The organism is Paraburkholderia phosphatilytica, from assembly GCF_003443895.1.
GTDB classification, from domain to species: domain Bacteria; phylum Pseudomonadota; class Gammaproteobacteria; order Burkholderiales; family Burkholderiaceae; genus Paraburkholderia; species Paraburkholderia phosphatilytica.
In genome coordinates this window covers 221,199-240,095 of the sequence record NZ_QQOA01000006.1, presented here as the reverse complement: position 1 = coordinate 240,095, position 18,897 = coordinate 221,199, and the positions used below count along the sequence as shown (strand labels likewise).

Sequence of the window (18,897 nt, the reverse complement as noted above, 5' to 3'; positions counted from 1 at the left end):
GCTGTGGGGAACAGCGAACGCGCGAAAGAAGGCATCCTGTGCGAAATCAGATTAGTGCCATTTGGAACCAACTGTCAACGCGTCAAAAATGGTGTTTACCCGCGCAACGTATAGATGTGCTTTGCAACGTGCGCATCACACTAGAGACAGGCGCGCGCAGGCATGCCGAAACCGGCGAAGACCTTACGGTCGTTCGCCGACGTAGGCGCGCTTAAACTGCAGGAAACTTGCTTGCGGTCAAAGATCCTTGACGAGCCGCAACGCGTCGTAGATCGCCGCATGCGTGTTGCGCGCGGAAACCGCATCGCCGATCCTGAAGAGCCGAAAGCGTCCGTCAGAATTCTTCGCTTCGGCCTGCGTCTTGCCATCGATCAGATCGGTGTAGTTGACCGCGCCGAGATTGCTGGACAGCGGCTTGAGCTCGAAATACAGCTCGTCCATCGGAATGGTGCCGTGATTGACGACGATCTGATCGTGACGCTGCTCGATGCGCACGCCACCATAGTCGCTGCCGACGATCGCAACCAGATCGCCGCCTTCGCGACGCACCGCTTCGAGCCGGTAGGTCACCGTGAACTTCGTCTTCAGTTTCTGAAGCGTCCGCATATAAGGCACGAGATTCATGCTCATCACCTCGGGCGAGAATGCGCGATCGGGCGTCATCACTTCCACGCTGCCGCCCGCCTGGGCGATCGTTTCGGCGGCCTGCAGCGCGGCATGATCGCCGGCATCGTCGAAGATCAGCACGTTCGTGCCGGGCTTCACGTCGCCCGAGATGATGTCCCACGAAGACACGACATGTTCGTTGCCTTCGCTCAGCACCTCGGTGTGCGGCATACCGCCGGTGGCGACGATCACCACGTCCGGGTTTTCCGCCTGCACGGTGGCGGCATCGGCCCAGGTGTTGAACGCGAAGCGAACGCCGAGCCGCTCGCACTGCGACATGCGCCAGTCGATGATGCCCATCATTTCCTTGCGGCGCTCGGTTTGCGCGGTCAACCGGATCTGACCGCCCGGATCGTTCATCGCTTCGAGCACGAGCACATCGTGACCGCGCTCGCCCGCTACGCGTGCTGCTTCGAGACCCGCAGGGCCCGCGCCGACGATCACGATCTTGCGCTTCGTGGGAGCACGCTCGATGGTGTGCGGCATCGTCAGTTCGCGCCCGGTGGCCGCGTTGTGAATGCAGTAAGCCGCGCCGCCCTGATAGATCCGGTCGAGACAGTAATTCGCGCCGACGCACGGGCGGATATCGTCTTCCCTGCGTTCGATGATCTTTCTGACGATGTGCGGATCGGTCATGTGCGCGCGTGTCATGCCCACCATGTCCACCTTGCGCGACTCGATCGCGTAGCGTGCCGTCGCAACGTCCTGAATGCGCGCGGCGTGAAAGGTGGGGAAGCCCGTCGCCTCGCGAATTTCGCCCGCAAAATCGAGGTGCGGCGCGCTTTTCATGCCCATGATCGGGATGATGTCGGTCAGGCCCGCGTCGGTCTCGAGGTGCCCACGGATCACGTTCAGATAGTCGACGAGTCCGCTTTTCGCGAGCCGCTGCGAAATCTCGATGCCCTCCGCCTTCGTGATGCCGCCCGCGATGATTTCGTCGGCGGTATAGCGCAGGCCGAGCAGGAAGTCGTTGCCCACCCGCGCGCGGATCGCGCGCAGCACGTCGAACGTAAAGCGAAGTCGATTGTCGAGCGAGCCGCCGTAAGGCGCGTCCAGCGTGTTCGTCAGCGGCGACCAGAACTGATCCATCAGGTGACCGTACGATTCGATTTCGAGGCCGTCGAGCCCCGCCGCTTTCATGCGCTCCGCGGCATCGGCGAAGTCGCGGACGATGCGATCGATATCCCATTCCTCGATCTTCTTCGGGAACGCGCGGTGCGCGGGCTCGCGCGCATGCGACGGCGACACGGCCGGCAGCCAGTCGCCCTTGTCCCAGCGCGTGCGACGGCCGAGATGCGTGAGCTGGATCATCACTTTCGCGCCGTGCTCGTGGCATTCGTCGACGAGATCTTTCATCCAGCCGACCACTTCATCGCGGTACGCGAGGATGTTGTTGAACACCGGCGGGCTGTCTTTCGACACCGCCGCCGAACCCGCCGTCATCGTCAACGCGATACCCGCCTTCGCTCGCTCGACGTGGTACGCGCGGTACGCCTCTTTCGGCATGCCGTCCTCCGCGTACGCCGGCTCGTGCGACGTCGTCATGATTCGATTGCGGAAGGTCACGTGCTTGAGCGTGTACGGCTGCAACAGCGGATCGGTCGACATGGAAGTGCCTCTCGTTGCATTGCGGGGGAAGACGTCCCGGCAGCCCGGAACGACTGCGGGTGATATGCAGGTTAGAAGCAATGTACACATGTGTCAAGTTGAAGGACATTGATGTACACTGAATCCATCGAACCTCTACCAACGCTCGCCCCAAGCCGCTGCGGCACAATGCCGGCTGGTCCGGCGCGCGCCTGCCGGGCGCGTAGTTCGTCAAAAAAGGAATGCCTGTCATGGACACAACGACCGTGGACGCCGTACGCGGTTCGCCCGAAATGTGGCTGGATGTCGCCTATGAGAGCCTGCTGGAAGGCGGTGTCGAATCCGTTCGTATCCTGCCGCTCGCGAAGAAGCTGAACCTGTCCCGCACGAGCTTCTACTGGTTCTTCAAGGATCGCGAGGAACTGCTGGCCGCGCTGCTGAGCCGCTGGAAATCCACCAACACGGGCAACTGGATCAAGCGGACCGAGGCCTACGCCGAGACCGTGTGCGAAGCGGTATTGAACGTGTTCGACTGCTGGTTCGACGACACCCTGTTTCACTCGCGCTACGAAGCCGCGATCCGCAGCTGGGCCCAGCAATCGCCGGAAATCGCGCACGAGGCGGCGGATGACGACCAACAGCGCATCGCCGCGCTGACCGCGATGTTCAGACGTTTCGACTACCCGCCGCTCACCGCCGACGTACGCGCGCGAGCGATGTATTTCACGCAGCTCGGCTACGTCGCCACGCAACCCTCCGAAGATCTCGATACCCGGATGTCGCGCATCGCCGAATACGTCGCGGTATTCACGGGCGTGAGGCCCGAGGAACGCGAACTCGAACGCTTCTTCGCACGGCGCGGTTTTAGCGCGAACTGACTTTCATTTGTCACCCACGAAAGCGCGCTGCGTGGACTATCGTATGGTGAGGACGCAGGAAGCGAGCTATACCTCACCCCAGTATGCGTATATACTCCCCTCCTGTATGTGACGGGAGAGCCGTATGCCGCATTCACCTCAGGAAAAGAAGCTCGTTCTGGCGCGGGTTCGCCGCTTGCGCGGACAGATCGACGCGCTCGAACGCGCGCTCGAAGCCGGCGCCGACTGCGCGCCGGTGCTGCAGCAGATCGCCGCCGTGCGTGGCGCGGTCAACGGCTTGATGGCGGGCGTGCTGGAAAGCCATCTGCGCGAGGAGTTCCTGAACGCCACCAGCGCCGATGGCGATGCCGATGCGTCCATCAACGGCGTGATCGGGCTGGTCCGCACGTATCTCCGGTAACCGGCGCAAGTCGCAAGTCACCACCGTCGCGAATTTCGTCTTCACCTCTTCGCCTGTCCTTAGGGAGAACCGTCATGAAATCACGCGCTGCAGTTGCATTTGGTCCCGGCAAGCCGCTGGAAATCGTCGAAATCGATGTTGCACCGCCGAAGAAAGGCGAGGTGCTGATCAAGATCACGCACACCGGCGTGTGTCACACGGATGCGTTCACGCTGTCGGGCGACGATCCCGAGGGGCTGTTCCCGTGCGTGCTCGGTCATGAAGGCGCGGGTGTGGTGGTCGAAGTGGGCGAAGGTGTGAGTTCGGTCAAGCCCGGCGATCACGTGATTCCGCTCTACACCGCGGAATGCGGCGAGTGCCTGTTCTGCAAGTCGGGCAAGACCAACCTGTGTGTGTCGGTGCGCGCCACGCAAGGCAAAGGCGTAATGCCCGACGGCACTTCGCGCTTCTCGTACAACGGCCAGCAGCTCTATCACTACATGGGCTGTTCGACGTTCAGCGAGTACACCGTGGTCGCCGAAGTGTCGCTGGCGAAGGTCAATCCGGCTGCGAATCACGAGCAGATCTGTCTGCTGGGTTGCGGCGTCACGACCGGCATCGGCGCAGTTCACAACACCGCGAAAGTGCAGCCGGGCGACAGCGTCGCGGTGTTCGGGCTTGGCGGCATCGGTCTTGCGGTGATCCAGGGCGCGCGCCAGGCGAAGGCCGGCCGCGTCATCGCGATCGATACCAATGCAACGAAATTCCCGCTCGCGCAGGCGTTCGGCGCGACCGACTGCGTGAACCCGAAAGATCACGAAAAGCCGATCCAGCAGGTGATCGTCGAGATGACGGGCTGGGGCGTCGACCACTCGTTCGAATGCATCGGCAACGTCAACGTGATGCGCGCCGCACTGGAATGCGCGCACCGCGGCTGGGGCCAGTCGATCATCATCGGCGTCGCGGGCGCCGGTCAGGAAATCTCCACGCGTCCGTTCCAGCTCGTGACGGGCCGCAGTTGGAAGGGCACGGCATTCGGCGGCGTGAAAGGCCGCTCGCAGCTGCCGGGCATGGTGGAAGACGCAATGCGCGGCGACATCCAGCTCGCGCCGTTCGTCACGCACACGTTACCGCTCGATGAGATCAACGAAGCATTCGATCTGATGCACGAAGGCAAATCGATTCGCACGGTCATCAACTACTAGAACGCCGCCGTGCGCCGGTGCGGCGCGGTGATACCGCGCCGATTTTCCATGAAGCTCTCTGGAGGATGACGATGAGTACCGTAGCGATACATCCGTCGGTGGACGGTGGCGTCAAGAAAGGTCAATCCGGTTTCGGCGGCGGCACGCTCCGCTGCCTGTGCAAGAGCGATCCAGTCGAGGTGCGCGTGCAGAGCAACGTCGCGCACAACCACGTATGCGGCTGCACGAAATGCTGGAAGCCGGCTGGCGCCGCTTTCGCGATGATCGGCGTCGCGCCGCGAGACAAGATCGAGGTCACCCAGCATGCGGAAAAGCTGCAGGTCGTCGACCCGAAAGCCGTGATTCAACGGTATGCGTGCAAGGGCTGCGGCGCGCACATGTACTGCCGGATCGAAAACAAGGATCACGCGTTTTACGGTCTCGACTTCATCCACGTCGAGCTTTCGCCGGAAAGCGGCTGGGAAGAACCGCGCTTTGCCGCATTCGTGTCGTCGATCATCGAAGGCGGCGGCGCGGTTCCGGACCAGATGGCCGGCGTGCGCGCACGGCTCACCGAGCTCGGCCTCGCACCCTACGACTGCCTCAATCCACCGCTGATGGACGCGCTCGCCACCCAGTGCGCGAAGCTCAGCGGCGTGCTGAAGTAAGGTCAATCCGGGCGGCTCCGCTGCGCCGGGCCGCCCTTCACCGGAATCTGCAATGGAACGGATCGAACATCGCGCGTGTTTCAACGGCTGGCAGGACGTGTACCGGCATCAGTCGGAAGCGCTTGGCTGCAGCATGAATTTTTCCGTGTTCCTGCCCGCGCAGGCGCAGACGAACACACTCCCCGTGCTCTACTGGCTCTCCGGCCTCACCTGCACCGAACAGAATTTCATCACCAAGGCTGGTGCGCAACGCTACGCGGCGGAGCATGGCGTGATCATCGTCGCGCCGGACACGAGCCCGCGCGGCGATGACGTCGCCGACGACGCTGCGTATGACCTCGGCAAAGGCGCCGGCTTCTACGTCAACGCGACCCAGAAGCCGTGGTCGTCGCACTACCGGATGTACGACTACGTCGCGAGCGAACTGCCCGCGTCGATCGAAGCGAATTTCCCGGCAACGGACGCGCGCGCGATCAGCGGACACTCGATGGGGGGTCATGGCGCGCTTGTCGTTGCGCTGAAGAATCCCGGCCGCTATCGCAGCGTGTCGGCGTTTTCGCCGATCGTCGCGCCTTCGCAGGTGCCGTGGGGCGAGAAGGCATTCACCGCTTATCTTGGCGCCGATCGCGACAGCTGGAAGCAGTACGACGCAACCGAGCTTGTAAAGTCGGCGCAAGAGAAACTGCCGCTTCTGATCGAGCAAGGCGAAGGCGACGAATTCCTTGAAACGCAGCTCAAGCCTGAATTGCTGCGTGCAGCTTGCGATGCCGCGGGCCATCCGCTGACCTTGAATCTTCGCCCCGGCTACGATCACAGCTACTACTTCATCGCCAGCTTCATTGGCGATCACGTCGCATTTCACGCGGCCGCGCTGCGCTCGTAACGGTTCAACTGCGTCGATGCAATGCATCGCGTTGCAGCGACGCTGATCCCGATCCAGCTTTCGAAGGAGTGGCCTCACCATGATCAGGCTCGGCGTGCTGGGTATCGGAGATCTCACCGAGAAGATGGTGCGTGGTTTGAGTCGAGCCGGCAGCGCGACGCAATGTCTGCTCTCGCCGAGGAATCACGATAAGGCTCAAGCGCTGGCAGAAGAGCTGGGATGCGCCGTGCTGCCCAGCAACCAGGACGTGGCGGACGCTGCTGACGTCGTGCTTCTCGGTGTGCGTCCAGCACAGCTCGAAACGCTTGCGCAAGAAGTCACGCTAAAGCCTGGCCAGCCGCTGATTTCGGTTGCCGGTGGTGTGTCCGTCGGCGAACTGCAGCGACTCTTCGGAGCACGCGAATACAGCCGGGCGATGCTGTCGCGCGCGTCGGAGATCAATCGTTCGACTGTCGCGGTCTATCCACCAGGCTCGATCGCCGAACCGTTGCTGGCGCCGCTGGGCAACGTGGTGCCGCTCGCAACGGAGCACGAATTCGAGCTTGCGATGGTGGGCGCGTGCATGAACGGTTGGTTCTATTTCCTGATCCACGAGCTTCAGCAATGGCTCAACGAACAAGGCCTGCCTGCTGAACGCGCGAGAGAGCTGGTATTCAGCAGTGTCGAAGACTGCGTCGCGTATTCACGATACAAGGCGACGACACCGATCGACGTGCTAGGACGATCCATCGCGACACCCGGCACGTTTACAGCGCAAGGGCTCGACGTGCTGCGTCGGCATGGCGGCGACGCAGCATGGATCGCGGCATGCGAGCATGTGATCGCGCAGCTTGATCCTGACAGGCCGTAGCTATTTCTCGAATCTGCAATCCAGATTGAGAATGCCGCCATACGACTGGTCGGACAAAATCGATCCGGTCGTCGTCAACGGGTTATCGACAATAAAGGACTTCGGCCGCGCTTTGCCGCTAAAGCCGATCACCGTTCCAATCAACGTCGCGTAGTCCTTGTCGCGCAAGGTCACAAAGCGCGCGAACTGATCGGGCGGCGTGTGGCACATGACCGTCACCCGGGTCTGCGTCATCGGGCCGATGCCCAGAAGACCTGCATGTACTTCCGTTAGATACGGAATACTGAGCGTCTTCGTCGCACCGGCGATCTGTATTTCGCTAAACATCTGCGTGCCCGTGTTAGGCCGGGATACCTGTCCGTCGATCCGAAAGACCCGGCCGGCATATTTCATCGTGATTTCGGCCGCATCCTGCTTCTGCCTCAATGCCTCGGCAATCTCCAGCGAGAGATCCACCGCTTTGATATCGGTGATCTTGCCTGAACCGAGCTTCTGTTGCGTGGCTGCGGCAACGCTCGCGCCTGCCGCGTCCATCTTGACCCTGGAAAGAATGTCGCACATGCGGTCGCGCATCAGGTCGTTATCGACGATCTGGTCGCGGTTCAATTGCGCGATCAGCGTGAGGTGCCCGTTGCCTTTCTGTGCCGCGGCCATCAGCGGATAGTCGTGTCCGCCGTTCGGATCCTTGACGACCATCGTCACTTTGCCGAGCCCACCGTCGAATTGTTCCCCGCCCACTACGATCCCTCGATCGGCAGCGACCTTTTCCACCTGACCGATCGCGCTGCGGATATCCAGATTCTGGAGTTTCACGAACGTGGTGAACGTCGCACCGTTCCGGGGATCGCCGCTGGTCGAAAAGTTGCCCCCGCATTCGGTGGACGCGTAAGAAGGCGGTGTGGGCGGTAGCTGCCCGGACGTACCCGTCGGCATGTCCACGCAGGCAGACAACAGACTGAACAACAAGGAAGCAATCAAACAGAGCTTGATTTTCATGGTTTTGGGCAACGCGTTCTGGTGAATTCGATCGAACGGCATTCTCGCAAGCCTTTCGATTGGCGACGGTGCGAATCGTCCAGAAGTGGTGGATTTGCGTCCGGGCGCGTGTGCGCAATTTGCTCGGGTTATATTGAGCGCTCCTACGCTCCCGCTGCTCTCATGAACAGGATCCCGATCTTCAGGTTCGATACGGCGGAATTCCCCGCGCGGGACCGCTTTCACGTATGGGTGAAAGACAATCTGTGCGATTGCAGATTCGAGGATGACGGGTACGGTGCGTTCGATGCGCAGGCTTCCGGCGCTTCGCTTGGACCGCTGGTCATTTCGGGCCGGCATTGGCCAACCCGGCCGCAACCGGTCAGCTATGCGGTCAACCGGACCGAACAGCGCATCCGCGCTCGACGGCCAGGACTCGTTCCGCTTCACGCTGGTTCTGGGTGGACGCATTCTGTGTCGCTCGCCCGGCTCGCAGGCCGTCAGAAAGCCCGGCGACCTGATCGTGAACGACGTTGCGCGTCCGAACGATTGCCTCGTGGAAGCCGGCGACGTGATCAGCCTGGTGGTGCCCCGGCACCTGCTGCCGGCCCATACGGCAGGTCTTCACGGTCACACGCTGACGGATGGCGTCGGCCGGCTGCTCGCCGACCAGATCCTCTCGCTATACCGCAATCTCCCGAAACTGCGGGAGCACGAACTGCCCAACGTCATTCAATCCACGCTGCTGCTTGTTGCAGCCGCCGTGTCGCCATCGCCGGAAACGCTGCATGAGGCCAACGGTCCCATTCATGATGCGTCGCTCGAGCGGGTTCAGCGGTACATCGACGTGCATCCGCTGGAACCGGGTTTGTCGCCGGAGCAGATCTGCCGGGCGATCGGGTTGTCCCGTACCCGTCTCTACAAGATCTTCGAGGCGGACGGCGGCGTGATGCGCCACATCCGGCGCCGCAGGCTGCTGCGCGCCTACCACGCGCTCGGCGATCCAGGACAGCATCGCAGCCGTATTGCGGAACTCGCGTGGGCCCATGGCTTCATGGACGTCAAATATTTCCATCGGTCCTTCAAGGCAGAGTTCGGTCACTCGCCCAAGGAGACGATCAAGCGGGTTGCCAATCCGAAATTGCTTCCGTACGGCACGCAGTCGTGGCGGAAAGCAACCGGCCCGACTGCGGCTTCGGGATGGACGCTTCCGTTTGGCGTGCTGAATACGTGAAGCCGAAGGGTGACGACAGCGTCATGCCGCGGCATGACGAAAGGCGGGCACTGTACTAAAGCCGCCCCGGCAGCGCCGCCGCAAAAAACTCCGTCGCGCGGCGCACGCGTGCCGGTACGAACCGTCGCTTTGGCCACACAAGACTGATGTCCCTGACGTCGCTCACGAATTCATCGAGAATCGAGATCACGTCCGGATGCCGGAGTTCGTCGGAGAGCGATGCGCGCGTAAAGAGGCCGATGCCCACTCCGGTCAACACGCCGGCGCGAATCGTCTCGACGCTGTTGGACGACAGCGTGCCGCGAACGGTCACGGTGAAACGCCCCTCCGGTCCGACAAACGGCCATGCCGCAGCCGATTCGGTCAGACCGCTGTACAGCAGGCAGTTGTGATCGACGAGTTCGGCCGGTGTTTCAGGTATGCCGTGCCGGTCGAAGTAACGTCGCGACCCGACGCAGACGAGCGGCGTGGTGGTCACGCGCTTCACCACCGCATCGGGCTCGGAAACCGGACCCACGCGAATGCCGAGGTCGATCCGGTCCTGCACCATGTCCCGCATGAAATCCGACAGAACGAGATCCACCTGAAGACCGGGATGACGCTCCAGCAACTCTGGAATGAGCGGAAGAACATGCAGACGGCCAAAGGTGGACGGCGCGGCGATCCTGATCGAACCGAGAATCTCGAACGTGCTGCTGCTCAGTTCGCTGTCGGCTTCATCCATCTCGTCGATCAACGGTTTGGTTCGATCGTAGTACCGCTGGCCCTGGTCCGTGAGGGTCACGCTGCGCGTGCTTCGATTGAACAGTGCAACGCCAAGGCGCTGTTCCAGCGAGCCGATGGCCTTGCTGATCGCCGACTGCGACTCCCCCGTGCTTCGTGCCGCGGCGGAAAAGCCGCCGGCTTCCACCACGGCGATGAAGGCGCTCAATTCGTGAAACCGGTCCACCGCGTCCCTCCGGAAATTGAAGCCGCGAGATCTTCATGCATTGCAGAGACCTCCCGCACGTCTTAAGACGCAAAGCATGCGTCACCGATTCTATGACGGAATAGAACTTATGAAGGATGGGCCGATTATCGTTTCGGCCGGGGGCAACTACGATCTCTACGTCATTCAACAGCAGACGGAAGATCCTCATGTCCACTCTCGCAGGCAAAGTTGCCGTCATTAGCGGCGGCGCCACCGGTATCGGTCTGGCCATCGCGCAGCGTTTCGCCGCCGAAGGCGCGCACGTCTACATTTTTTCGCGGCGCCGGGCGCTGCTCGATCAGGCCGTCGAACGGATCGGGCGCAACGTCACCGCGATTCAGGCCGACGCGACGAATCTCGACGACCTCGACCGCATCGCCGAGACGGTCAGGAAAGAGCAAGGTGTCGTCGACATCGTCGTGTCGAACGCGGCACTGGTGGAGCAAGCTCCAATCGACACGCTCACGCCCGAACACTTCGACCGGACCTTCAACCTCAACGCGCGCGGCCCGGTATTTCTCGTGCAGAAGCTGTTGCCGCTCATGACCGGCGGCGGTTCGATCATCCTCGTCTCGTCGGCGATGCACGTGATGGGCATTCCGGGGCATACCACTTACGCGGCGACCAAAGCGGCGTTGCGTTCGTACGCGCGCACCTGGGCTGCCGAATTCAAGGACCGCGGCATTCGTGTGAATCTGCTAAGCCCGGGTGTCACCGACACGCCGATGCTCGACTCGCAGGTCTCGACGCCCGAAGAGCGCGAGGCGCTCGTCAACATGTACCTGAGCATGGTTCCGATCGGCAGGCTTGGCCGGCCGGAAGAAGTCGCCAACGGCGCGCTCTTCCTCGCATCCGACCAGAGTTCGTACATGACGGGCGCGGATTTGATGTACGACGGCGGCGTTGGACAGGTCTGACCATGGAGCAATCGATGAGCTACGCAATCATCGGGCTTGGCAAGATCGGAACCGCCATCGCCCAGGCATTCGCCCATCAGGGCATCGAAGTCATCGTGGCCAGCAGGCGGCCGGTGGACGCGCTCGCCGCGCAGATCGGACCATCGCTGATACCGCGATCTGTCGAAGACGCGGTCAAGGCTGACGTCGTCATTCTCGCCGTGCCGTTCGCCACGCATCGAGACGTCGCGCAAGCCGCGCAAAGCTGGCAAGGCAAGCTTGTGATCGACGCAACGAACGCGCTCGGCGTGCCGCCGGAGGAACTGGACGGCCTGCCATCGAGCGCATTCATCGCCAGGTCGCTGCCAGGCGCGCAAGTGGTGAAGGCGTTCAACCACTTGCCGGCGGCGACGCTGGCTCAAGGTCCCAAGGCGCCGCAAGGCGGGCGTCGCGTCATCTTCGTCTCCAGCGACGACGATGCGGCCAGTGCGTCGGTCGCGACGCTCGTTGATCGGCTTGGGTTTGCGCCTGTACAACTGGGTAAGCTCAACGAAGGCGGTTTGCTCGTTCAGGCGCGCGGTAACACGTGGGGGCGGCTGATTTTTCAGGATCTGGTCAGGTTCGATTGATTTCCGGCTCTCCTCAAGCGATACCGCCAGAGGAGAGCCAACACCTCTTAAGCCGCCTCCCCCACCGCATCCTTCTCCGCCAGCACCGCCTCGAACACCGACGCGAGAATCGTCAGCCGGTCCTTCTCGAGGATCGGCTGGCGGTATTGCGCTCGAAACACCCGGTCGCCGCGACGGATCGGACGCCCGCTCAGTGCGCACTGCCCATTGGTCGGCGCCGCGGCAAGACGCCAGCGCTGCTCGGTAAAACGCCCACGCGTCGCGTCGTGCCACGTAAGCAGCACCGTCCGCGAATCCACCCGTTCGAACTCGCCGATCACGTTCTCGACCGCGTCGTGAAGCTCCGGCGTACCGTGCGCCATGCGCAGATGCTGCGGAAACGAAGGCCAGCCGCGCGTTTCTTCAACCGCGAACTCGTCCGTCAGCGTATCCGCGCCGGCCATCTCGCCGGACACCCGCTGCAGATCGCGCAGCATCGCCGACCACACGCTCGACGCGTGTGCCGCGCGCGCCAGCGCGCCAACGTCGCTTACAGGGCTATGTTTCATATTTCCCGTCCATGCATTCCCCGATCCGTCGGCGCCGCTTTCTTACGAACGTCTTGCGCACCGGACCCGACCGCCTGGCACATCACATGGGCGGCGAATCGACGACGCTCGGGTCGCTCGCCGCGCACCAGGGGATGAGGGGTTGAGATTAGAGGACCGCGCAATCCGGAAAAAGCCGCAAACTTCGAAATCTGATGTTCGAATCCATGAACAATCCGGCCAGTCATGCGGCTTTTGTCAGATTCACGCTTTGCGGCGTCCGCGGCTTCTGCCGCGTCGATCGCCGAACTGGCTCGGCCGGGCGGCGATCAATTGACCATGGCAAAACGCGAGTCGCTGGCAATAATGACGACACGCCGCCTAACCTGAACCGACGCCATGTCCATCCACACCTTCTTCTCGGCCAATCTGCTGCTCGCCTGGACGGCCTACTTCGTCGGCACCGCGAGTCCCGGGCCAAGCAATCTCGCGATCATGTCGATCGCGGCCAACAATGGCCGGAAATCAGCGTTGGCGTTCGCGCTCGGTGTGATCTCGGGGTCGATGTTCTGGGCGACGGTGGCGACCGCGGGCGTATCGGCCGCGCTGCTCGCGTGGTCGCACTTTCTCGTCGCGATCAAGATTTTCGGCGGCGTCTATCTGCTGTGGCTCGCGTTCAAGTCGGGGCGCACCGCGCTGGCCGCGCCCGTGACGACGTCGCTAAAGGCGGAACAGACGGAGACGTTGAAGCGCCTCTATGCGCGAGGCGCACTGCTGCATCTGACCAACCCGAAGGCGATTCTCGTGTGGGTGTCGATCGTCGCGCTCTCGTCGAACGGGTCGGGCTCGAATCACGCTGCCGTGATTCCCGGCTGCGCGTTGATCGGCTGCATGGTGTTCAGCGGCTATGCGCTGCTGTTTTCGATGGGGTCCGCGCGCCGGCTGTACGCGCGAACCCGTCGAACGCTGGAAGGCTGCCTCGCAGTGGTATTCGGCGTTGCCGGAATCCGTCTGCTGGCGTGGCCTTCACGATAAACGCCCGCCTTACTTGAGATCGAAGCGGTCGAGGTTCATCACCTTGACCCATGCCGCCACGAAGTCGCGCACGAACTTCTCCTGCGCGTCGTCGGTGGCATAGACCTCGGATAGCGCGCGCAACTGCGAGTGCGAACCGAAGATCAGATCGACACGCGTGCCGGTCCATTTCAGTTCGCCGCTCTTGCGGTCACGTCCTTCGAACACGTCGCCCGACACCGCCTTCCACTCCGTGCCCATGTCGAGCAGGTTCAGGAAGAAGTCGTTGGTCAGCGTTTCGGGCCGCTTCGTGAACACGCCATGCGTATCGTTGCCGCCATGCACGTTCAACACACGCAACCCGCCGACCAGCGCGGTCATCTCAGGCGCGGTGAGAGTCAGCAGTTGCGCCTTGTCGATCAGCAGGTGCTCCGCGGGCACCGGCGGCTTGCCCTTCAGGAAGTTGCGGAAGCCATCGGCGAACGGTTCGAGCGCCCCGACCGATACCACGTCGGTCTGATCCTGCGATGCATCCATGCGCCCCGGCGTGAACGGCACCGTCACGCGTTGACCGCCCTTCTCCGCCGCCTGCTCGATCGCCGAGCCACCCGCCAGCACGATCAGGTCGGCCAGCGAGATCTTCTTGCCGCCGGACTGTGCGCCATTGAATTCGCGCTGCACGCCTTCGAGCGCCGCTAGCACTTTCGCGAGTTCGGCAGGTTGATTGGCGGCCCAGTCCTTCTGCGGTGCGAGGCGAATGCGCGCGCCATTCGCGCCGCCGCGTTTGTCGGAACCGCGGAACGTCGACGCCGATGCCCATGCGGCCGCGACGAGTTGCGAAACTGAAACGCCGCTTGCCAGCACCTTCTGCTTGAGCGCCGCGATGTCTTGCTCGTCGACGAGCGGGTGGTCCACGTCCGGAATCGGGTCCTGCCACACCAGCACTTCCTTCGGCACTTCCGAGCCAAGATAACGGGCACGCGGACCCATATCGCGATGCGTAAGCTTGAACCACGCACGCGCGAATGCATCGGCGAACTCGTCCGGGTGCTGCATGAAGCGGCGCGAAATCTTTTCGTACGCGGGATCGAGGCGCAGTGAAAGGTCAGTGGTAAGCATCGTCGGCGGCAGCTTTTTCGACGCATCGTGCGCGTGCGGAATGGTGGCTTCCGCGTTCTTCGCGACCCACTGATTCGCGCCGGCGGGGCTCTTCGTCAGCTCCCATTCGTGGCCGAACAGATTCTGGAAGAAGCCCATGCCCCATTGCGTCGGCGTGCTCGTCCATGTCACTTCAAGGCCGCTCGTGATCGTGTCGGCGCCCTTGCCGCTGCCGAAACTGTTCTTCCAGCCGAGACCCTGGTTTTCCATCGCGGCCGCTTCCGGTTCAGCGCCGACGTTGTCCGCAGGGCCCGCGCCGTGCGTCTTGCCGAACGTGTGACCGCCCGCGATCAGCGCGACCGTTTCTTCATCGTTCATCGCCATGCGGCCGAACGTATCGCGGATGTCGTGCGCAGCGGCCACCGGATCCGGATTGCCGTCCGGGCCTTCAGGGTTCACGTAGATGAGGCCCATCTGCACGGCGCCCAGCGGATTTTCCAGATTGCGGCCCGCGTCCGTGCGGCTCGCTTCGCTGCCGTGCATCTCCTCGTCGGCGACCAGCACGCCTTCGTCGCCTGCATCGCGACCGGCCGCGCCCTTGCCATAGCGCAGATCGCCGCCCAGCCAGGTCGTCTCGTTGCCCCAGTAGACATCCTGATCCGGTTCCCAGGTGTCTTCACGTCCGCCGCCGAAACCGAAGGTCTTGAAGCCCATCGTTTCGAGCGCAACGTTACCGGTCAGTACCAGCAGATCGGCCCACGAAATCTTCTGCCCATATTTCTGCTTGATCGGCCACAACAGACGACGCGCCTTGTCGAGGCTCACGTTGTCCGGCCAGCTGTTGAGCGGCGCGAAGCGCTGCTGGCCGCGACCGGCACCACCGCGGCCATCGCCGATCCGGTACGTGCCCGCGCTGTGCCATGCCATGCGGATAAAGAGCGGACCGTAGTGGCCGAAGTCGGCGGGCCACCAGTCCTGTGATGTGGTCATCAGTGCCGCGAGATCCTTTTTCACCGCGGCGAGATCGAGGCTTTTGAATGCCTCTGCATAATTGAAGTTCGGGTCCATCGGGTTGGACCGGTTCGAATGCTGACTGAGTAGATCCACGCGCAGCGCTTTCGGCCACCAGTCACGATTGGTCGTTCCGCCTCCGGCGGTCTGCTTGAACGGGCACTTTGCTTCGTCTGACATGCTTGTCTCCTTCAGCGGTGTTGGTTCAGCGACTACCCTGCCTTCGATACCCACAGGTCCATTCGAAATGGTGGCGCGATTCAACCGCAAGTGGAAATTGGTTGAATCGATCGCCGAGGTAGCTGAAATCTAACACCTTCGTTCTGCAATCGCGTGAAGGTCGACAGGCGCGGCATTTTGTTCCGGGTAGCCGCGCAAACAAGCACTTTTTTACCGACCTGCGAGCAGTTCCTGCAGCGCAAGCGCAATGGTTTTCGTCGCGAGACGGACGTCTTCGAGCGCGACCCGTTCGTCGGCGCGATGGCCGTTCGCTTCGAGCAGCGTGCGCGGCCCGGCGCCGTAGATCACCGTGGGCACGCCGGCTTCGCAGTAGAGCCGCGCATCGGTATAGAGCGGCACGCCCTCTTCGGGAATGCGCGCGCCGAGCGTCACCTCGGCGGCCGACTGCAACGCCGACAGCAGACGCGCGGTGCCTTCGATGGGCCGCAACGGCGACGTCACCAGCACCTCGCGAATCTCGACGCTAATGCCTGGCAAGTCGGCCACCGCGCGTTCGATCAACGCGCGCAACTGCGCGAGCGCGTCCTGCGGCGTTTCTTCCGGCACGACGCGCCGGTCGAGACGCAACGTCACGCGGTCGGGCACGACGTTGGTGTTGATGCCGCCTTCGATCAAGCCGACGACGAGCGTCGGGTGCTCGATCCCGGTGGTTGCCGAGCGCACCTGCCGCAGGTCTTCGCGATGCGCATACAACGCGTTGAGCACGGCCACCGCGGCTTCGAGCGCGTCGTGTCCGGTATCCGGCCGCGCCGCGTGCGCGGACTTGCCGCGCACCGTCACTTCGAGATGGATCGCGCCGTTGTGCGCGGTGGTGATCGAGTACGAGAAGCCTGCGCAGATCGCATAGTCGGGCTTCACGATGCCCTGCTTCAACAGCCATCCAGGGCCGACTAGGCCGCCGCTTTCCTCGTCGTAGGTAAGGTGCAGTTCGACGGTGCCGTTCAGTTTCGCCTGCGTATCGATCAGCGCTTTCAACGCGAACGCATACGTCGCGAAATCGGACTTCGATACCGCCACGCCACGTCCATACATCCAGCCGTCGCGCACTTCCGCGCCGTACGGATCGGTGCTCCAGCCGTCGCCGGGCGGCACGACGTCGCCGTGCGCGTTCAACGCGACGGTCGGTCCATCGCCGAAACGATGCCGCACGACGAGATTGGTCGCGCTGATCATGCCCGCGCTGCTCACGTCCGCGGCCGGCACGCGGTGACGCTCGACGTCGAAACCGAGCGCTTCCAGCGCCTGCGCGGTGACTTCCGCGTGGCTGGCGCAATCGCCGGGCGGGTTGTCGGACGGACGGCGCACCAGATCCGCGAGAAACGCCACTTCGTCCGCAAAGCGGCGATCGATGGCGTCGAAGAGTGCTGCCGTGGACGTTGCGCTGCTGCTCATGCCGTGAACCTCGAAGAATGTCGGATGCGGGTTCATCGGCAGCGCAGCCGCGTGCATACGGTTGCCACGTGCCGATGATCTGCAAGCGATTGTACTTGCCGGCATGTGGCCGCGATGCACGCACGCCGGATAGCGCGTATCAGCACGAAGCCGCGAACGGCTCAGTGCGTGCCTTTGTGGAACAGCGAAAAACGGCTGGATGACGGATGCGTTGATTCGTCGTCGCCAAGCAGCCCGAATTCGATCGGCAGACGCGTGTAGAACAGGTGAACGTTTTCGGCGCGGACGGCATCGAGCAGACGCTCCGACTCTTCCTCGCTCACGACGACGATGATCTGCACGGGCTGGTCGGCGAGCTTCAGCATGTGCGCGGCGTGGTGCGCGCCGGCGTGCCCGACGCCTTCGCTGCCGCTGATGACGGTTGCGCCGCGAATGCCCAGCGTCTTCACTTCGTGAAGCAGCCACTCACACACGGTGTGCCGGCCGTGACGCTTGTTCTGCTCGGTATAGAACGTCAGCTGGAACCCTTTCATCGGAGTCTCCATCGACGGAGTTGGCGGACACGAACGGTTCCGCACCACCATTCTAGTGCACGCTGGAAGACGTCCGGAATTGCTGCGACGCAGCGCGAACGATGATGGAATGAAGCGCGCGGTGCGATCAACCGCCCGCGATGTCCGGGTCCCCGAGCACCGCGAATTCGACCGGGCAACGAACGAAGAAGAGCTTCACGCCGCTGCTTTTCAGCGTGCCGAGCAGCGCATCGATCTGCGCGTCCGCGGCAATCACGGTCACGGCAACCGGTTGATCGGCGAGTTCGAAGAAGCGCGCCGAGTGATAGCGGCCGAACGGATCGATGCCTTCGCTGACCTCGGTGACCGTCGCACCGCGAATGCCGGCCTTGTCGATTTCGTCGAGCACCCAGGCGACAACGGTCTTGTGCAGGCCGGGGCGGCGCTGCCTCGTCGCATAGAGCGTCAGTTGGCTGCCTTGCGTCACGTGCGTCCCCTCGCGGCTAGTGCCGCTGACGCATCACGTCCCACCAGTGATGATGATCCATGCGCCGCAGCAGGCGTTGCCGCCTGAGCTCGCGCCAGTAATGCGCGGCGATCAGCAGCAGGATCAGGAAAACCACGAACAGACCGATAAAGGTTCCCCACCTCAGTTCGTCCATCGACGTCTCCCCGCGCCGACCGAGCGCTTAAAGCTGACTTTAGCGCAATCCGCCTCGTGTGTCGCCTTTTGTGCCACCTCATGTGTCACAGTCATTGGCATCTGGCGACACGATTACGTTGTGGTCTACCTCGCGTTTTTTTCAACCCCTTCGCAATCTTCGACACCACCTTCGCGACAGCTTAAAGCCAGTTGCATGCCACGCCCGACGCATCGCGGACGAACACGCAAGCGGGCCGCGTAGGGTCCCCACTCGCGCGGCAAATTGTTTCTGTCCTGCATCAAATGCGATGAAGCTCATGTGACGGCTCCCGTAAGCGACGATCTGCATGCCGCGAAGTTCGTTGAATGCGCATCGACGTCCGGGCCTGAGAGACACGCGCCATCGCGCTCACCGGCCATCGATTCGCGTGCCGCAAATTCCGGTCGTGCGAAGCGGGGCCCGCAAGCGCACCCGACCTTCGAAAGCCAGTCAATCGAATTTGATTCAATTGCGCAATATCGGATGGAAATCGAACGCGAATTTTAATCTGCATTACGTATCAATTTTCAGCCGCATTTAACAAAGCCGGAATCCTGCAAAACCGCTCGCCCGGCCGCGTTCTGCATACCTCGATGACATGCCGACGTCACACCGCACATT

The 18,897-nt window shown here is 62.6% G+C and carries 19 protein-coding genes; 10 read left to right on the top strand and 9 right to left on the bottom strand.

What is annotated here, in order from left to right; genetic code table 11:
- Nucleotides 1-237: 237 nt before the first annotated feature.
- Nucleotides 238-2,274: an NADH:flavin oxidoreductase gene (locus tag DVS29_RS09175; protein ID WP_118180123.1), complete on the bottom strand. Its 2,037-nt coding sequence runs from the start codon at nucleotides 2,272-2,274 to the stop codon at nucleotides 238-240.
- 230 nt (nucleotides 2,275-2,504) lie between these two features.
- Between DVS29_RS09175 and DVS29_RS09170 the strand changes: the two genes are divergently transcribed.
- The 6 genes from DVS29_RS09170 (at nucleotide 2,505) to DVS29_RS09145 (ending at nucleotide 7,095) form a co-directional block, all read left to right on the top strand.
- Entirely contained in the window at nucleotides 2,505-3,131 is a 627-nt protein-coding gene (locus tag DVS29_RS09170) for a TetR/AcrR family transcriptional regulator (RefSeq protein WP_118180122.1), read from the top strand.
- Between the two features lie 124 nt (nucleotides 3,132-3,255).
- Nucleotides 3,256-3,531, top strand: a complete 276-nt coding sequence (frmR, locus tag DVS29_RS09165) for a formaldehyde-responsive transcriptional repressor FrmR (RefSeq protein WP_118180121.1) — start codon at nucleotides 3,256-3,258, stop codon at nucleotides 3,529-3,531.
- 74 nt (nucleotides 3,532-3,605) lie between these two features.
- Nucleotides 3,606-4,715, top strand: a complete 1,110-nt coding sequence (locus DVS29_RS09160; RefSeq protein WP_118180120.1) for an S-(hydroxymethyl)glutathione dehydrogenase/class III alcohol dehydrogenase — start codon at nucleotides 3,606-3,608, stop codon at nucleotides 4,713-4,715.
- Between the two features lie 71 nt (nucleotides 4,716-4,786).
- Nucleotides 4,787-5,362 (top strand): S-(hydroxymethyl)glutathione synthase, encoded by a 576-nt coding sequence (gfa, locus tag DVS29_RS09155; protein ID WP_118180156.1) that lies wholly within the window; start codon nucleotides 4,787-4,789, stop codon nucleotides 5,360-5,362.
- Nucleotides 5,363-5,414: 52 nt separating this feature from the next.
- Nucleotides 5,415-6,245, top strand: coding sequence for an S-formylglutathione hydrolase (gene fghA / locus DVS29_RS09150; protein ID WP_118180119.1), 831 nt, complete (start codon nucleotides 5,415-5,417; stop codon nucleotides 6,243-6,245).
- Between the two features lie 79 nt (nucleotides 6,246-6,324).
- On the top strand, nucleotides 6,325-7,095 hold the full coding sequence (locus DVS29_RS09145; protein WP_118180118.1) for an NAD(P)-binding domain-containing protein: 771 nt from the start codon (nucleotides 6,325-6,327) through the stop codon (nucleotides 7,093-7,095).
- Here DVS29_RS09145 and DVS29_RS09140 read toward each other — a convergent pair whose 3' ends face one another.
- A complete protein-coding gene (locus DVS29_RS09140) occupies nucleotides 7,096-8,133 on the bottom strand; it encodes a hypothetical protein (RefSeq protein WP_118180117.1) in 1,038 nt (345 codons plus the stop codon).
- A 268-nt stretch (nucleotides 8,134-8,401) separates the two neighbouring features.
- Here DVS29_RS09140 and DVS29_RS09135 point away from each other — a divergent pair, with 268 nt between their 5' ends.
- Nucleotides 8,402-9,304: a helix-turn-helix domain-containing protein gene (locus DVS29_RS09135; RefSeq protein WP_240655520.1), complete on the top strand. Its 903-nt coding sequence runs from the start codon at nucleotides 8,402-8,404 to the stop codon at nucleotides 9,302-9,304.
- A gap of 55 nt (nucleotides 9,305-9,359) precedes the next feature.
- On the opposite strand, the gene DVS29_RS09130 is transcribed toward DVS29_RS09135, so the two are convergent.
- Nucleotides 9,360-10,253 (bottom strand): LysR family transcriptional regulator, encoded by an 894-nt coding sequence (locus DVS29_RS09130; RefSeq protein ID WP_118180116.1) that lies wholly within the window; start codon nucleotides 10,251-10,253, stop codon nucleotides 9,360-9,362.
- Nucleotides 10,254-10,441: 188 nt separating this feature from the next.
- Between DVS29_RS09130 and DVS29_RS09125 the strand changes: the two genes are divergently transcribed.
- Together DVS29_RS09125 and DVS29_RS09120 are read left to right on the top strand one after the other, a co-directional pair.
- Nucleotides 10,442-11,191: an SDR family NAD(P)-dependent oxidoreductase gene (locus DVS29_RS09125; RefSeq protein WP_118180115.1), complete on the top strand. Its 750-nt coding sequence runs from the start codon at nucleotides 10,442-10,444 to the stop codon at nucleotides 11,189-11,191.
- 14 nt (nucleotides 11,192-11,205) lie between these two features.
- On the top strand, nucleotides 11,206-11,799 hold the full coding sequence (locus tag DVS29_RS09120) for an NADPH-dependent F420 reductase (protein WP_118180155.1): 594 nt from the start codon (nucleotides 11,206-11,208) through the stop codon (nucleotides 11,797-11,799).
- Between the two features lie 47 nt (nucleotides 11,800-11,846).
- Here the strand turns inward: DVS29_RS09120 and DVS29_RS09115 are convergent, their stop codons facing one another.
- Nucleotides 11,847-12,347 carry a DUF3331 domain-containing protein gene (locus DVS29_RS09115; RefSeq protein WP_118180114.1) on the bottom strand — a complete coding sequence of 167 codons (501 nt, stop codon included), beginning with the start codon at nucleotides 12,345-12,347 and terminating at the stop codon, nucleotides 11,847-11,849.
- 378 nt (nucleotides 12,348-12,725) lie between these two features.
- Between DVS29_RS09115 and DVS29_RS09110 the strand changes: the two genes are divergently transcribed.
- Entirely contained in the window at nucleotides 12,726-13,361 is a 636-nt protein-coding gene (locus DVS29_RS09110; RefSeq protein ID WP_118180113.1) for a LysE family translocator, read from the top strand.
- A 9-nt stretch (nucleotides 13,362-13,370) separates the two neighbouring features.
- On the opposite strand, the gene katG is transcribed toward DVS29_RS09110, so the two are convergent.
- The 5 genes from katG to DVS29_RS37270 all read right to left on the bottom strand — a co-directional run bounded on the left by katG (nucleotide 13,371) and on the right by DVS29_RS37270 (nucleotide 18,255).
- Nucleotides 13,371-15,629 carry a catalase/peroxidase HPI gene (gene katG, locus DVS29_RS09105; RefSeq protein WP_118180112.1) on the bottom strand — a complete coding sequence of 753 codons (2,259 nt, stop codon included), beginning with the start codon at nucleotides 15,627-15,629 and terminating at the stop codon, nucleotides 13,371-13,373.
- Between the two features lie 210 nt (nucleotides 15,630-15,839).
- Nucleotides 15,840-17,081: an ArgE/DapE family deacylase gene (locus DVS29_RS09100; RefSeq protein WP_118180154.1), complete on the bottom strand. Its 1,242-nt coding sequence runs from the start codon at nucleotides 17,079-17,081 to the stop codon at nucleotides 15,840-15,842.
- Between the two features lie 161 nt (nucleotides 17,082-17,242).
- Complete coding sequence (locus tag DVS29_RS09095; protein WP_118180111.1) at nucleotides 17,243-17,614, bottom strand: DUF190 domain-containing protein; 372 nt, start codon at nucleotides 17,612-17,614, stop codon at nucleotides 17,243-17,245.
- Between the two features lie 127 nt (nucleotides 17,615-17,741).
- On the bottom strand, nucleotides 17,742-18,080 hold the full coding sequence (locus tag DVS29_RS09090; RefSeq protein ID WP_118180110.1) for a DUF190 domain-containing protein: 339 nt from the start codon (nucleotides 18,078-18,080) through the stop codon (nucleotides 17,742-17,744).
- A gap of 16 nt (nucleotides 18,081-18,096) precedes the next feature.
- Nucleotides 18,097-18,255, bottom strand: coding sequence for a hypothetical protein (locus DVS29_RS37270; protein ID WP_164707875.1), 159 nt, complete (start codon nucleotides 18,253-18,255; stop codon nucleotides 18,097-18,099).
- Between the last annotated feature and the right edge of the window lie 642 nt (nucleotides 18,256-18,897).

Excerpts from the sequence above, each read along its gene's own strand:
- gfa (WP_118180156.1), top strand. The coding sequence starts at position 4,787 with ATGAGTACCGTAGCGATACATCCGTCGGTGGACGGTGGCGTCAAGAAA.
- DVS29_RS09095 (WP_118180111.1), bottom strand. The coding sequence starts at position 17,614 with ATGAAAGGGTTCCAGCTGACGTTCTATACCGAGCAGAACAAGCGTCAC.
- DVS29_RS09145 (WP_118180118.1), top strand. The coding sequence starts at position 6,325 with ATGATCAGGCTCGGCGTGCTGGGTATCGGAGATCTCACCGAGAAGATG.
- DVS29_RS09110 (WP_118180113.1), top strand. The coding sequence starts at position 12,726 with ATGTCCATCCACACCTTCTTCTCGGCCAATCTGCTGCTCGCCTGGACG.
- DVS29_RS09160 (WP_118180120.1), top strand. The coding sequence starts at position 3,606 with ATGAAATCACGCGCTGCAGTTGCATTTGGTCCCGGCAAGCCGCTGGAA.
- DVS29_RS09115 (WP_118180114.1), bottom strand. The coding sequence starts at position 12,347 with ATGAAACATAGCCCTGTAAGCGACGTTGGCGCGCTGGCGCGCGCGGCA.
- katG (WP_118180112.1), bottom strand. The coding sequence starts at position 15,629 with ATGTCAGACGAAGCAAAGTGCCCGTTCAAGCAGACCGCCGGAGGCGGA.
- DVS29_RS09125 (WP_118180115.1), top strand. The coding sequence starts at position 10,442 with ATGTCCACTCTCGCAGGCAAAGTTGCCGTCATTAGCGGCGGCGCCACC.
- frmR (WP_118180121.1), top strand. The coding sequence starts at position 3,256 with ATGCCGCATTCACCTCAGGAAAAGAAGCTCGTTCTGGCGCGGGTTCGC.
- DVS29_RS09120 (WP_118180155.1), top strand. The coding sequence starts at position 11,206 with ATGAGCTACGCAATCATCGGGCTTGGCAAGATCGGAACCGCCATCGCC.
- fghA (WP_118180119.1), top strand. The coding sequence starts at position 5,415 with ATGGAACGGATCGAACATCGCGCGTGTTTCAACGGCTGGCAGGACGTG.
- DVS29_RS09140 (WP_118180117.1), bottom strand. The coding sequence starts at position 8,133 with ATGCCGTTCGATCGAATTCACCAGAACGCGTTGCCCAAAACCATGAAA.
- DVS29_RS09175 (WP_118180123.1), bottom strand. The coding sequence starts at position 2,274 with ATGTCGACCGATCCGCTGTTGCAGCCGTACACGCTCAAGCACGTGACC.
- DVS29_RS09100 (WP_118180154.1), bottom strand. The coding sequence starts at position 17,081 with ATGAGCAGCAGCGCAACGTCCACGGCAGCACTCTTCGACGCCATCGAT.
- DVS29_RS09170 (WP_118180122.1), top strand. The coding sequence starts at position 2,505 with ATGGACACAACGACCGTGGACGCCGTACGCGGTTCGCCCGAAATGTGG.
- DVS29_RS37270 (WP_164707875.1), bottom strand. The coding sequence starts at position 18,255 with ATGGACGAACTGAGGTGGGGAACCTTTATCGGTCTGTTCGTGGTTTTC.